General features: G+C 69.2%; 6 protein-coding genes. 2 read left to right on the top strand and 4 right to left on the bottom strand.

The window, feature by feature from the left end; translation table 11 throughout:
• Positions 1–66 precede the first annotated feature (66 nt).
• Positions 67–3975: a glycoside hydrolase family protein gene (locus HNR67_RS10925; protein WP_185001927.1), complete on the top strand. Its 3909-nt coding sequence runs from the start codon at positions 67–69 to the stop codon at positions 3973–3975.
• A 248-nt stretch (positions 3976–4223) separates the two neighbouring features.
• The gene (locus HNR67_RS10930; protein ID WP_185001928.1) at positions 4224–8117 is read left to right on the top strand and encodes a glycoside hydrolase family protein; all 3894 of its coding nucleotides are present in this window, start codon (positions 4224–4226) and stop codon (positions 8115–8117) included.
• Positions 8118–8193: 76 nt separating this feature from the next.
• On the opposite strand, the gene HNR67_RS10935 is transcribed toward HNR67_RS10930, so the two are convergent.
• The 4 genes from HNR67_RS10935 to HNR67_RS10950 all read right to left on the bottom strand — a co-directional run bounded on the left by HNR67_RS10935 (position 8194) and on the right by HNR67_RS10950 (position 14730).
• Positions 8194–9246, bottom strand: a complete 1053-nt coding sequence (locus HNR67_RS10935) for a zinc-binding dehydrogenase (protein WP_246492495.1) — start codon at positions 9244–9246, stop codon at positions 8194–8196.
• A 24-nt stretch (positions 9247–9270) separates the two neighbouring features.
• Positions 9271–10212, bottom strand: a complete 942-nt coding sequence (locus HNR67_RS10940) for a ricin-type beta-trefoil lectin domain protein (RefSeq protein WP_246492496.1) — start codon at positions 10210–10212, stop codon at positions 9271–9273.
• Between the two features lie 268 nt (positions 10213–10480).
• The gene (locus HNR67_RS10945) at positions 10481–13771 is read right to left on the bottom strand and encodes a GH92 family glycosyl hydrolase (RefSeq protein WP_312986972.1); all 3291 of its coding nucleotides are present in this window, start codon (positions 13769–13771) and stop codon (positions 10481–10483) included.
• A gap of 161 nt (positions 13772–13932) precedes the next feature.
• Complete coding sequence (locus tag HNR67_RS10950) at positions 13933–14730, bottom strand: DUF3995 domain-containing protein (RefSeq protein WP_185001929.1); 798 nt, start codon at positions 14728–14730, stop codon at positions 13933–13935.
• Between the last annotated feature and the right edge of the window lie 146 nt (positions 14731–14876).

Raw genomic sequence — 14876 nt, forward strand, 5'->3', positions numbered from 1 at the left:
TCACCTCGGCTCGCGGATCCCCGTTCGGGCAGTGATCTCCGCGGCGGCCGACTCCGAAGGAGACCCATGAGAACGCCCCTGTACCGAAGACTCACCGTGACCCTACTCAGCGGCGCCCTGCTCGCCGGCACGCTGTCCACCGCGCCGATCGCGCACGCCGCCGTGCCGATCGACGAGGCCGGGCTGGCCAACGCGCTCTTCGGTGCCACCATGCGCATCGCCAACCGGGACGACGACCTGGCCAGGCACCTGGTGGCCAGCGCCGAACTGCTGGACTGGCGGGCGAAGAACCCGGCGGCCGCCCCCGCCGCGGTGACCGCGCACCTGAGCGCGGTGCGCAAGCACATCGAGGCCGCCGTGCCGAACCAGGCGTGGAACCGGGAACCGGTGGAGGCGGTGAGCGCGGCGCTGGTCGCGGCCCGCTCCGCGCCCGGCGCCGCCGTCGACGGCGCGCGGCTGGGCAAGCTCAACACCACCCTGCTGGGACTGGACACGGTGCCGGTCTCCACCAAACCGGAGGACCGGGTCTCCGGCGCGCAGCAGCAGTTCGCCTGGGAGACGGGTTACGCCGACAACCAGGCCGAAGTGTGGACCGGCGTAGCGCTGACCGCGCGGGCCGACGCCGGTTTCCGCGGCGCCTGGAACGCCGAGATCGGCCACCGGGCCAAGGTCGACTCCGGTGGTGGTTCCGCCGAGTTCGCCCAGGGCGAGCAGCTGCGTTCGGTGCTGGACGTCAGCAAGCTCCAGGCGGCGGCCCAGCTCGGGCCGGTGCAGCTGCGGGAGGCATCCGACACCCAGTTCGGCGCGCTGACCGGCAAGCTGTACGCCGAGCGCAAGGCCGCGCTGGACCACCTCTCCAGTGCGGCAAGGCAGAACCCGCCGGATGCCAAGCCCACCGAGCCCACCGAGGCGCAGAAGACCGCGGCCAAGGCCGATGAGGACAAGCGCAAGGGCTATATCGACACGGTCAAGGGCGGGCTGGACGGGCTGGCCTTCGTGGTCGGACTGATCGACAAGGACTTCGCCAAGCGGATCAGCAAATTCGCCGAGGGCGCGGTCAAGGTCGCCTATGCGGTGAACAAGGCGATCACCGCCTTCACCCTGATCAACTCGGCCTTCTCCTTGGCCACCGCGGCCTTCACCGGCAACGTGATCGGCGCGATCAGCACGCTGATCGGGGTGTTCACCGCGGGCGGCCCGACCGTGGAGGAACAGATCCTGGAGCAGATCAAGGAGATGCGCAAACAGCTCGAAGCGGTGCAGCAGAACATGAACGACCGCTTTGACAAGGTCGACGCCAAGCTGGACAACATGTACAACCGGATGGTCGACGAGTTCCGGAAGCTGGAGAACGGGGTCGCCTGGGTACGGGAGAACACCGAGCGCATCCTGGAGAAGCTCACCTCGCTCAGCACCGAACTCCAGGTCACCGGCACCACCCTGCTGAAGGCGATTTCCGGGCTGTACAAGCTGAACCGCTGGGGTGTCATCGATCTCTACCTGGACTACAAGCGCAAGCACAGCGGCCGGGAGCTGCCCGAGAACGACTACATCAAGGGCGAGAGCGACTTCTGGGTGACCGCCGTGCAGGCGCCGACCAACGACCTGTTCGTGGTGCCGCAGGCCAACTACCGCACCGACATCCCGACTGTGCTGACCAACCTGAACCTGCACGGCGACGGCGGCGCCGCCGCGTACCTCGGCTACTACGCCAAGGCCAAGCTGGACCCCGATTTCGCCTCGACCGGCCACGGTGGCAACGCGGAGGTGTGGGGCATCGGCGCGACCGCCTACGGACTGCTGAACAAGCAGAACCCGGTGTGGGCCAAGGCAACCGCCACCGACGTGCGTGGCAAGGCGGTGCTCAAGGAGGGCAGGGACATCCGGGACCAGTTGCTGGCCTTCAGCCAGCCGGGCCCGGACGGCGCGGTCAACAAGACCTTCCAGTCCCTGCTGGCAGGCCACGGCACCCAGGCCGACGAGCTGGTCGCCAGGGTGGCCGAGCGGGAGGCCGAGGTCAACGAGGGCAAGACGTTGTCGCTGTGGCGCGGTCCGGAACAGGGCGCGCCGGCGGGCACCCCGGCCTTGGACGCGACACCCCAGATCGAGCCCTGCACGCCGGGCAGCGATCCGGCGGACAACTTCAAACTGTCCAGGGCGAACCGGCACAACGGACAGCACCTGAGCCCGCCGGTGCAGTTCTACCGGTACTTCCGGGGCCACGAGTTCGGCTACCGGGCCTGCTGGACCAGGGAGGTGCGCTTCGTCCAGGGTTCCCTGAACGCCTATGACCTGGTCCTGGCGATGGCCGACGAGTTCACCTTCCCCAACGGGAACAAGCACAGCACCAAGCGGACCCTCGCGGTCGTGCACCGCTGGAACAACGGCCTGCCCGCCCCGCACGAGATCCAGAACTTCATCAAGAACGAGTGGGACCGCGGTCTCAAGACCACCTTCGACGCCACCGCCGTGCCCGAGGCGGGCACCGACTTCACCACGCCGTTGTTCGCCAAGCTCGGCGAGGACCTGCTCAAGTCGAAGCGGGTGGACTTCTACAACCGGGCCGCCACCTTCGTCAAGGACAGCACAGCGGGCCGCGAGCTGAACCTGTCCGCGCGGCTGCTGCGTGCCTACACCGAGGCCGGTTTCCCCAGGGCGCTCAACACCGACGAGTACCTGCGCTCCGCGCTGTACGGGCCCAGGTCGCTCTACGGCGTGAACGAGAACGACAACACCTACCTGGTCACCGAGTACCAGCGGGCCGCCGCCAACGTGGCCGAGGGCAGGCCCGCCTGGGACCAGAACCGCTCGGACCGCGGCTGTGCCTCGATCCCCGGCAAGGACATGGTCGGGGTGTGCCTGCGGGACAACATGCGGTTGCGGCAGGAGCGGTTCGCCGAACGGCTCGCCGAGCAGTTCAAGCAGCGCTGGGAGGGCGCCGACCAGACCCTGCCCGGCCTGCAGACCCAGCTGCGCACGCTGTGGCTGACCATGCGCTCGATCCACCCGGACTACGACTTCGGCCCGCCGATCGAGGCCCCGGCGCCGCCAGCGCCCGCGGCCGGGATCTGGAACCAGCCGGATCGGGTGGACGACGCGGTGTCCAACGCGGCCGGGGTGGCGACCACCTCCTTCCAGGGCAAGCAGTTCGTCGCCTGGCGGGGTACGGACGGCTACCTGTACGGATCGCCGGCCACCGCCCGGGGCTGGGCGCCGAAGAGCCGGATCATCGACAACCCGGTGCCTGCCGCGTTCAGCCCCTCGGTGACGGAGTACAACGGGAAACTGGTGCTGGTCTGGAAGTACCGGCTGCCCACCCAGTCCCTGGTCACCCAGTTCACCGCGGTCAGCACGGATGGCCGGAACTGGACCAACACCACCACCATGGCTCTGCCCCGCCAGTTGCAGAACCTGGACTCGCCAGCGCTGACGGTGTTCAACGGCAAGCTGCACGCCCTGTACCGGGGCGCGGACAACCAGCTCTTCCTGAGCACCAGCACGGACGCGGTCAACTGGACCGGGGCCGCGCTGACCCTGTCCGGGAACATGACCAACCAGAAGCCGGGCATGACCGTGCACAACGGCAAGCTCTTCGTCGCCTGGCGCGGTCACGACCAGCACCCGAGGGCGTACATGGCCTCCTCGGCCGACGGCGTGAACTGGACCCCGGCCACCTCCAGGGTCGGCGGGCTGGCGGCCGCGATCGACGGCGGTCCGGTGCTGGCCTCCTACGGCGGCAAGCTGTACGCGGTGTGGCGCGGCGCCTACAACAACCCGGCGATGTTCGGCTCCTTCACCACCGACGGCTCGGAGTGGTCACCGCAGTACAGCGTGGCGCGGACCGCGCAGACCTACTTCGCGCCCAGCGTGACGGTGCTCGGCGGCAGGCTGCACCTGGCCTGGGGCCCACCCGAGGCCAGCCTCTACCACGGCAACCACCTGGGTGCGGCGAGCAGCGCGGTGCTGCCCGGCTGACCCAGCACTACGCGGACCGGCCCGGTCCACTCAGCGGACCGGGCCGGTTCGTGCGTTTCCGCTGTTCAGGCTAGGTATTCCGCAGTTGTGGTAGCCGAGAATACGGTGCGGGTCTCCTCAATCCGCCCGGCCGCGAACAGACTCGTTTCGGCTCGCGGATCCCGTTGCACGGCCCCGGTCAGCACCACGACCCGGCGGCCGGCACATCGGGCAGCGATCTCCGCGGCGGCCGACCTCGAAGGAGACCCATGCGAACGCCCCTGTACCGAAGAATCACCGTGACAGTGCTCAGCGGCGCGCTGCTCGCGGGCACCCTGTCCGCCGCGCCGATCGCACACGCCGCCGTCCCGGTGGACGAGGCCGGGCTGGCCAACGCGCTCTTCGGCGCCACCATGCGCATCGTCAACCGGGACGACGACCTGGCCAAGAACCTGGTGACCAGCGCCGAACTGCTGGACTGGCGGGCGAAGAACCCGGCCGCCGCTCCCGCCGCGGTGACCGCGCACCTGACCGCGGTGCGCAAGCACGTGGACACCGCCGTGCCGAACCAGGCGTGGAGCCGCGAGCCGGTGGAGACGGTCAGCGCCGCGCTGGTCGCGGTCCGCGGCGCACCCGGCACGACCGTCGACGGGGCCCGGCTGGGCAAGCTGAACAACACTCTGCTGGGACTGGACACGGTGCCGGTGTCCACCAGGCCCGAGGACCGGGTTTCCGGCGCGCAACAGCAGTTCGCCTGGGAGTCCGGCTACGCCGACAACCAGCGCGAGGTGTGGACCGGGGTGGCCCAGACCGCCCGCGCCGACGCCGGTTTCCGCGGTGCCTGGAACGCCGAGATCGGCGACCGCTCCAGGGTCAACTCCGGTGGCGGTTCCGCCGAGTTCGCCCAGGGCGAGCAGCTGCGCTCGGTGCTGGACGTCAGCAAGCTGCAGGCCGCGGCCAAGCTCGGCGAGGTGCAGCTGCGGGAGGTCTCCGACACCACGTTCAAGGACCTCGCGGGCAAGCTGTACAAGGAGCGCCAGGAAGCGCTGGACCACGTCTCCAGCGCGCTGAAGCAGACCCCGCCGGACAGCAGGCCCAGCGAGCCGACCGCGGAGCAGAAGACCGCGGCCAAGGCGCTGGAGGAGAAGCGCAAGGGCTACATCGACACGGTCAAGGGCGGCCTGGACGGGCTGGCCTTCGTGGTCGGCCTGATCGACCCGAACTTCGGCAAGCGGATCACCAAGTTCGCCGAGGGTGCGGTCAAGGTGGCCTACGCGGTGAACAAGGCGGTGACCGCGTTCACGCTGATCAACTCGGCCTTCTCGTTGGCCACGGCGGCCTTCACCGGCAACGTGATCGGCGCGATCAGCACGCTGATCTCGGTGTTCACCATGGGTGGCCCCACGGTCGAGGAGCGGATCCTGGAGCAGATCAAGGAGATGCGCAAACAGCTGGAGACCATCCAGCAGAACATGAACGACCGCTTCGACCGGATCGACGGCAAGCTGGACCAGATGTACAACCGGATGATCGAGGAGTTCAAGAAGCTGGACAACAGCGTCGCCTGGGTCCGGGAGAACCAGAAGCAGATGCTGGGGGCGCTGACCAGCCTCAGCGTCCAGCTGCAGGTCGTGGGCGCCACCCTGCTGAAGGCGATCGACGGGCTGCACAAGCTGGACCAGTGGGGCAAGGTCGACCGCTACCTGGACTACAAGCGCAAGCACGCCGGGCGGGACATGCCCGAGCGCGACTTCATCGACGCGGAGAGCGCCTTCTGGGTCACCGCGGTGCAGGCGCCGATCAACGACCTGTTCGTGGTGCCGCAGGCCAACTACCGCACCGACCCGGAGACCGTGCTGACCAACCTCAACCTGCACGGCGACGGTGGCACGGCCGCGTTCCTGGCCTTCTACGCCAGGGAGAAGCTGGACCCCGGCTTCGGCCACACCGGCCAGGGCGGCAACGCCGCGGCGTGGGGCATCGGCGCGAACGCCTACGGGCTGCTGGTCAAGCAGAACCCGCAGTGGCTCAGCGGAACCAGCACCGACGAGCGCGGCAAGAAGGCGCTCGACGGGGGACGGGACATCAGGGACCAGTTGCTGTCCTTCAGCCAGCCCGGCCCCGACGGCGCGGTCAACAAGACCTTCCAGTCCTTGCAGGCCAACTACGGGGCCAAGGCGGATGAGCTGATCGCCGAGGTGGCCAAGCGGGAGGGCGAGGTCAGCGAGGGCAAGACGCTGTCGCTGTTCCGCGGGCCTGAGCAGGGCGCGCCCGCCGGCACGCCTGGCCTGTACGCGCCGGAGCAGTTCCCGACCTGCCGGGTCACCAGTGACCCGACGCAGAACTTCCCGCTGTCCAGGGCCAGGGCGCACGACGGGCAGCACATGACCGCGCCCATCCTGTTCTACCGCTACTTCCGTCCCGACCAGGTCACCTACAAGCCGTGCTGGGACTTCACCCACCGGGCTGTCGCCGGGCAGCCTGGCGCCCACGACCTGGTCATGCAGATGCGGGACGAGTTCTTCTTCCCGGATGGCACCCGGTGGACCAGCAGGCCGACCGAGGCGGTGGTGCACCGCTGGCCGCCCGGCAGTACCGACAACGCCCTCACCTTCATCAAGCAGAACTGGGATTCGAAGCTCAAGCCGATCTTCGACCGGGACGCCAAGGTCGAGCCAGGGGTGGACTTCCTGACGCCGCGCTTCGCCAAGCTGGGCGAGCAGGTGCTCAAGTCGAAGCGGGCCGAGTTCTACAAGCGGGCCGCGGACTACGTGCGGGACAGCCCGGCCGGCCGGGAGCTGAACCTGTCCGCGCGGCTGCTGCGCGCCTACACCGAGGCGGGCTTCCCCCGGGCGCTCAACACCGACGAGTACCTGCGGTCCGCGCTTTATGGACCCAAGGCGCTCTACGGCGCGGGCCAGAACGACAACAACTTCCTGGTCGAGGAGTACAAGCTGGCTGCGCAGAACGTGCTCGAGGACAAGCCTGCCTGGGATCAGGCCCGTTCGGACCAGGCGAGCTTCTGCGCCCAGCTCGCCGCGGGCAAGGACACCGTCGGCGCCTGCCTGCGGCACAACATGAGTCTCCGGCAGGACCGGCTCAGCGCGCGGCTGGCCACGCAGTTCATCCTGCGCTGGGAGGGTGCGGACCAGACCCTGCCCGGCCTGCAGACCCAGCTGCGCACGCTGTGGCTGACCCTGCGTTCGGTGCACCCGAACTACGACTTCGGTCCGGCGATCGAGGCCCCAGCACCGCCCGCGCCCTCGGCCGGGATCTGGCAGGAGCCGGAGACGGTGGACGCCGAAGCCTCCTACGAGTCCGGGGTGGCGACCGCGATGCTCAAGGGCAACCAGTTCGTCGCCTGGCGAGGGACCGACGGGCACCTGTATGGATCGCTGGCCGGACGGCCGGGCTTTCCGGCCAAGGTGAAGATCGCCGACATCACCTCCAAGGCCCCGTTCGCGCCCACCGTGGCGGAGTTCAACGGCAAGCTGGTGGTGGTGTGGAAGGACTTCACGCCAGGTGCCCAGTTCCCGATGCAGAAGACCGCGGTCAGCGCGGACGGCAAGAGCTGGACGATCACCGAGGTCCCGGCGCCGCGCCGTCAGTTGCACAACCTGGACTCGCCGACGCTGACGGTGTTCAACGGCAAGCTGTTCGGCCTCTACCGGGGCACCGATCAGCAGCTGTACCTGACCAGCACCACCGACGCGGTCAACTGGGGCCCGGCCGTGCACACGCTGGCCGGGAACATGACCAACCAGCGGCCTGGCATGACCGTGCACAACGGCAAGCTCTTCGTCGCCTGGCGCGGTCACGACCAGCATCCGCGTGCCTATATGGCTTCCTCCTCGGACGGGGTGACCTGGGTCGGCGCGCCGACCAGGGTCGGCGGGCTGGAAGCGACCGTCGACGGCGGTCCGGTGCTGGCCTCGCACGGCGGCAAGCTGTACGCCGTGTGGCGCGGCTGGGATACCGCGGTGTTGTCCGGCTCGTTCACCACCGACGGCGCGGCGTGGTCACCGCTGTACACCGTGGCCCGCGGCGCGGCGACCAACCACCCGCCCGGCGTGGTGGCCGCGGGCGGCAGGCTGCGGCTGGCCTGGGGCCAGGCCCTGGCGGCCACCGTGGCCGCGACCAGCAGCGCGGTGCTGCCCGGCTGACCCGGGACGCCCACCCACGAACCGGCCCGGTCCCCTCAGCGGACCGGGCCGGTTCGGCGTTCGACACTGTCGCGGGTCAGCCGGGCAGGAGCACGATCTTGCCCACGTGCCCGCGTTCGAGGAATCGGCGCTGTGCGGCGTGCACCGCCGTCAGGGGAAAGGTCGCCGCGACCGGTGGTCGCACGGCGCCCGCCCTGGCGGCGGTGACCAGTTCGGCGAAGTGCGGGCGGGTGTGCATGGACGAGCCGATCAGGCCGATGTTGTGCAGGTACAGCCGTCGCAGGTCGAAGTGGATGGTCGGGCCCGCCACCGCGCCGGCGATCACCCAGCGGCCGTCGTCGCGGATCAGTGGCAGCAGGTCGTTGACCGCGGCGCCGCCGGCGATGTCGGCCACCGCGTCCAGGCCGTGCGGGGCCTGGGCGCGGATCTGGTCGGCCAGATCGCCCGCGTCCCTGGTCACCACGCCGGTGGCGCCCAGGGCGCGGACGTCGGATTCCTTGGCGGTGGTGGTCATCGCGATCGGGTGCGCGCCGCGGGCGGCCAGCAACTGGACCAGGGCCGCGCCCACGCCGCCGGAGGCGCCGGTGACCAGGACGGTCTCGCCGGGGCCGATGCCGCCGCGTTCCAGCATGCCCATCGCGGTGCCGTAGGCCACCGGCAGGCAGGCCAGTTCGGCGTCGGAGAGCGGGGAATCGGCGACCTGGTGCACCCGGTCCGCCCGCACCAGCACGTACTCGGCGAACCCGCCGTCGGCCTCGCTGCCGAGCAGCCCGACCGGCGGCGCGTGCTCGCCCTCGTCCCGGTAGAGCGCCGGATCGACCAGCACCCGCCCGCCGATGAGGTCCGCTGGCAGATCGGGACCCACGCCCGCGATCACCCCGGCGATATCGCCGCCCTGCACCCGGGGGAAGGCGATCGGGCCGCGCCAGCCACTGCGCGCGTCCGGATCGCCGGGGCGGCCGTAGGCGCCCTCCCTGGTCCAGATGTCGGTGTTGTTCAGCGCCGCGGCGCGCACCCGCACCAGCACCCGGCCGGGACCGGGTTCGGGCACCGGGTGGTCGCGGCGCAGCTCAAGGGTGTCCGGGCCGCCGTGCCGGGTGAGGACCGCGGCCGTCATGACCTTGTCCATGTCCCCACCCTGACACGTCCGCGGTCACACCGCCGACTTGAACACCCACTTGCTCTCGTTGCCCGAACACTTGCCAGCCGTCACGTTGCCGCCGGAAGCCCGGTAGCACTTGGTGTTGGACTGCATGTCCGAGATGGTGCCGTTCGGGTTGACCGACCACTGCTGCTTCGGTCCGCCGTCGCACTTGTTCAGCACCACGTTGCTGCCGGACTGGGCCGTGCACAGCTTGTTGTGCTCCATGAACGCGCCGTGGAAGGAGAAGCGCTGCGCGGTGGAGTTGTTGCAGGCGGCCACCTTCAGCGCGGTGCCCGGCTTGGTGCTGTCGCCGGGGTTCTCCAGGCACTGGCCGGTGGCGGTGTTCTTGTACTCGCCGACGGTGGTCTTCGGCTTCGCGCCGCCGTAGCACTCACCGGTGCTGGTGTTGAAGATCGGCGTCGGGTCCACGGTCAGGTTCGACGGCGGGTTGATGATCGATTCCTCCATCACCGGCTTGCCGTCGGGGTGGTAGTTGGTGAGCGCGTCCTCGCAGTCGATGGCGTTCATCGCGTTGCCGCCCTTGCCACCGATCCACAGGTCGAAGTGCCACAGCTTCGGGCCGCCGTTGGGGCCCTGGCCGTCCCATTCCTGGTTACAGGCCGAACAGTCGTCCTCCATGATGAAGTACTTCTTCACCCTGGGCACCCAGACCTTGGTGCCGGGCTTCAGCTCCTTCTTGGAGGTGGCCAGGGTGATCGGGTCGGCGTAGGTGCCCTTGCCGCCCGCGGTGTTGTGGATCTGCGGATAGGCGATGGCCCCGCCCGGCGGCGTGTTGTCCCACCAGCCGTAGAAGGTGAAGAAGACCTTCTGCGCGGCGGCGGGGGCAGCCGGGGCGGCTGGCGTGGCGGGAGCGGCCTGGGCGGCGCCCAGACCGAGCAGGCTCAACATCATCAGGCCGAGCGTGGTCACCGACAACAGACGGCTGCGCATGGTTCCTCCGCGGGATCCGGTGGCATCGGCGGCGGTGCAGTTGAGCGTCCCGCGCCGGAGGTCGGGCGGACAACCATGGTTAGGTAGGTTTCTTAACAATTTGCGGATGAAAAAGGGGGCTTTCCGGACGAAACCGGAAAGCCCCCTCACCGTCGTGTTGGCCGTTGTCGTACCCAGTGTTGGCCGAACTGGTACACCAATCCGGCCAACACACCGTCCATAACGGCCAACACACCGTACGACAACGGCCAACACGGTGGTGTTGGGGTCAGCTGGTGGCCAGGGTGAAGATGTGTAGGCCGCTGTTGCGGGGGAAGGTGATGCTGGCGATCTGTTTGCCCTCGGGGGCGGTGAGGGGTTTGGTGGCCAGGATGTGTGTGGGCACCTCTTGTTTGCCGCCGATTCCGTTGCGGTAGGGGGTCTTGGCCACGATCACGTTCTCGTACATCAGGCTGCCGCCTCCGCCGCCCAGGGTCCAGTCGCTGAAGCCCAGGTCGAAGGTGCCGGTGCTGCCGTCGGTGTAGGTGACGGTGCCCGGCGCGGTCCGGCTGCCGTTGATCGCACTGCCCACAAAGGACAGTCGGCTGACCGGCGCGGTCAGCTGCACGGTCTGGCCGTTGGCGGCGATGTTGTCCGGCCGCCCGAACGGCTCACTGGGCCAGGTGAAGTTCAGCCCCGCCACCGTGCCGGGCTGACCGGCGACCAGGCCGGCGGCGGCCAGGCCCTGCTTGGAATAGCTGTAGCCGCCACCGTCGAAGTTGGCCTCCTCGTGCGTGCCCGGATCGTCGGAGACACCGGTGTTGTCCAGTGCGGCGAACCAGGTCCGCGGGGCGGCCACCTTCACGGTGAGCTGCCGGGTGGTGGTCTTGCCGCCGCTGACCGTGACCGTGGCGTTGACCGGGTGGTAGCCCTGCCCGGCGGTCTCCGCGGTCACCGTGAACTCGACCTTGCCCACCCCGTCCTTGATCGGCACCAGCCCACTGGACGGTTCGATCTTCAGCCCTGGCGTGGGTGCGATCGAGTAGCGGACCTCGGGCTGCGCGCCGGAGAGGTGGTAGACGGTCACCTCGGCCTTGGTACTGCCGCCCGGCGTGGTCACCAGGTGGTCCGGCCCGACCCCGATCTGGTAGGGCTGCTCCCCGTCCCGCCAGGACGGCGGCGCGTCCGCGGCCGCCGCACCCCAGGCGGTGTTCGGCTTGGTGTCCATTGTGTACTCGAGCAGGCCACCGCGCTGCACGAAGGACTCCGGCAGCCACGGCTTGGCCGACTCGCGCCCGTTGACCCGGAGCTTGTGGATGTAGGGCGCGTCGGCCGCGGCCTTGGGCGCCAGCACGGTGATGTCCTTGCCGCGGTCCCGGTTGATCCTGGCGAACGGGAACAGCGGGCTGGACAGCACCAGTTCGGCGCGGGATGGCACCTGCGGGTACATGCCCAGCGCGGAGAAGACGTACCAGGAGGACATCGCGCCGAGGTCGTCGTTGCCGGGGATGCCACCGGGTCCGGTGGTCCACAGCGTGTTCACCACCTCGCGGATGGTCTGCTGTGCCTTGTGCGGCTGCCCGGTGTAGTTGTAGAGGTAGGGCACGTTGACCGAGGGCTCATTGTCCATTTCGGACTTCTCGTCGCCGGACTTGCTCAGCGCCCAGCTGCCGTCGGCGTTGTGGAAGAACTCGTCCAGCCGCTTGTTCACCCGCTCCGCACCGCCCATGGCCTGGGTCAGCCCGGCCACGTTGTGCTGCACCATCCAGGTGTACTGGGCGCTGCTGCCCTCGACGAAGCCGTCCCCGGTGCCGGGGGTGAAGTTCGGCGTCCAGCTGCCGTCGGCGTGCCGGTTGCGGATGTAGCCGCCACTGGCGTGCGCGGCCGGGTCGAAGTTGTTCTGCCACCACTGCGCCCGCTCGGTGAAGGTCTTCGCGGTTTGCTTGTCCCCCAACCGATCCGCCAGCTGGGCCAGGGCGAAGTCGGCGGTGGAGATCTCCAGCGTCTCGGCCGCCCCACCCCAGGCGTTGGACACCGAGGGCATGTAGTTGTGCTTGAGGTACTTGTCCAGCGAGGGCCGCTGGCCGACCGACATCACGTTCCAGCCGTCCCGCTTGAGGTCCAGCGCGGTCGGCACGGTGGCCGCCTTGACCAGTGAGCGCAACGAGGTCCGCACGTCGAAGTCGGTGCCGCCGAAGGCGTGGATACCGGCGATGGAGGGCGCGGCCGGGTCGCCGTTCATCACGTGCGTGCCGCCGTTGGCGTGCGTCCAGCGGTCCCACACGCCGCCGTTCTGCTGCGCCTGGTTGAGCAGCGACTGCGCGATGTCCGAGCCGATCTTGGGTTCCAGCAACGTCAGCAGCTGCACCTGCGAGCGGTAGACGTCCCAGCCGGAGAAGGTGCCGTACTGCACCTGCTGCCCGGGAACGGGCCGGTGCACCTTCCCGTCCATCCCGGCGTACTCCCCGTTGACGTCGCTGAAGACGTTGGGGTGCAACAGGGAGTGGTACAGCGCGGTGTAGAACTTGGTCCGGTCCGCCTCGGTGCCGCCGCCGATCTGGATCCGCCGCAGCTGCCGCGTCCAGGCTTCCCGCGCCGCCGCCGCGACCTCCTCCACCGCCGCCCGCCGCGGGTTCTCCGCCCGCAGGTTGGCCTTGGCGTTGTCCAGGCTCACATAGGAGATCCCGACCCGGACGTTCACCGCCGGGTTCTTCGCCGTGTCAAAGCCCAGATAGGCCCCGGAACCCTTGCCCACCACCGGCCACCCGTTGGTGCCGTAGGTGGTGCCGCCGGTCGAGGTGGTCGCGCCGGGGTTCAGCTTGTCGTCCTGCCAGGTGCCCACCGAGCTGAACGCCTGGTCGAACTCGGCCACGAAATGCAGCTTGTAGTAGGACCGGCGCCCCTCCTTGTCGAGGTAGCCGCAGAAATTCCCACTCGTCACCGATCCGGTCACGGTCCGGGTGGCCGGATCCACCGCCACCGCGGCGTCGGTGGACCCCACCTCGGAATTGGCCGTGCGCACCAGCAGCGACCCGGCCTTGCCCGCCGGGAAGGTGAATCGCCCGGCGCCACTGCGCAGGGTCGCGGACAGATCGGCCTTGGCGCCGGAATCCAGCGTGACCGAATACCGGCCCGCCTTCGCCGATTCGTTGGCGTGGCTGAAGGTGCTCGCGTACACCTCGTCCTTGCCGTCCACCGCGGGCGAGGAAGTCACCTCACCCACGTGCGGGAAGAACGGGATATCCCCGGATCCACCCGCACATCCGGTGCCCGACATGTGCGTCAGGCTGAAACCGCGGATCTTGGTCGCGTCGTAGTGGTAGCCGCCGGGCGCCGCGGTCCGGGTGGCGTTTCCCTTGGTGTTCTCCGGACTCCAGGACAGCATGCCGAACGGCATCACCGCACCGGGAAAGACATTGCCCAGGTTCTTGGTCCCGATCAACGGATCGACGTAGGCCGCGGGATCCCGAACCAGCGGGAATCCGCTCCCGTCAAGAGGCTCGGCCGAGGCCGTCCCCCCGACCGTACCCAGCACCAGCACGGCGGTCACCGCACCGGCCAGAGCCCGTGTCCTTCTCACCTGTCCGACCCCATTCGCAAGACGTGTGCAGACAACGTTGACAAACGGTCATGCCTGGCGGCGGGTCAGAACGTACGTGCAGGTGAGAGGCGAGTGAAGGGGTGCGAATGGAACCTGTCCGATTCTGGCCGACAACCTTGACCAGGATTCAGTCAATTGGACTACGCGGCCACCACCCGGCGTACTCCTCTCCGGAGGACAACCCGGACCAGCGCCACACCGAGCACCAGCCACAGCGGCGCCCACAACCCCAGATCCCACCCCGCGTACCACCGGTCCTCAGCCGATGCGGCCCCGAACAAGGTGATCAACGCGTTGGTGACCCCGGAGACGCCGCGAACCAGCAGGAAAGCGATCCCCACCCAGGCCGGCCCCAGCAACAACCACCGCGGCAACCGGTCCCGCCACGAGGTGGCCAATCCCAGGATCACCAACGCCCCCGCCGCCGCGATCATCGCGGTCAGCACGTGCACCCAGAACGCCACCGGCCCGCCCCCGAGCAACAATTCCCGCTCCGCTCCGGTCAACGGCGTCTCGGCCATCAACAACTCGGACCCGAATGCCCAGGCCACCTTCAGTCCGCCATAGGCGATCGCGCACACCAACGCCACCCAGGCCGCCCCCGGCAACACCGGCCGCCAATACCGCGTCACAAACCGCCACACCAGCCAGGGCCACACCAGCACCACCAACGGCAGTTGCACCCAGCCCGTCCACACCCCACGAACGGAAAGCAACACCACCCCGGCCGCCATCGCCCCCAATGTCAGCACCAACGCGCCCAGCAGAACCCACCGCGCGACCGGCCCCCACCGCCGCAACGTGGCCAGCACAATCCCGGCCGCGACAATCCCCAGCGCGGCATTCCCCAATTGCGGCAACCAGGTCTGCGAATACTGCGCCTGCACCGAATCCACTGCGACCATGCCGGGCAGCCCCACCTGCCCGACCGCGGCCATGTAGACCTTCTCCCCGGCGTAGAAAACCATCTGGGCCGCCACGACGAAGACCGCCCAGCGCTCCCACCGCCCACCCAGTTCGCTCATACCCGGCACCCTGCGCCACCCCGGGCCCGGCCACCTCCCGAGGGGGAGGGAGCGGGCTC

Source organism: Crossiella cryophila, assembly GCF_014204915.1.
Classification (GTDB): Bacteria; Actinomycetota; Actinomycetes; order Mycobacteriales; family Pseudonocardiaceae; genus Crossiella; species Crossiella cryophila.

What these genes read in the sequence shown, in the direction of transcription:
- HNR67_RS10925 (WP_185001927.1), top strand. Translation starts at nt 67, where the DNA reads ATGAGAACGCCCCTGTACCGAAGACTCACCGTGACCCTACTCAGCGGC.
- HNR67_RS10930 (WP_185001928.1), top strand. Translation starts at nt 4,224, where the DNA reads ATGCGAACGCCCCTGTACCGAAGAATCACCGTGACAGTGCTCAGCGGC.
- HNR67_RS10935 (WP_246492495.1), bottom strand. Translation starts at nt 9,246, where the DNA reads ATGGACAAGGTCATGACGGCCGCGGTCCTCACCCGGCACGGCGGCCCG.
- HNR67_RS10940 (WP_246492496.1), bottom strand. Translation starts at nt 10,212, where the DNA reads ATGCGCAGCCGTCTGTTGTCGGTGACCACGCTCGGCCTGATGATGTTG.
- HNR67_RS10950 (WP_185001929.1), bottom strand. Translation starts at nt 14,730, where the DNA reads ATGGCCGCGGTCGGGCAGGTGGGGCTGCCCGGCATGGTCGCAGTGGAT.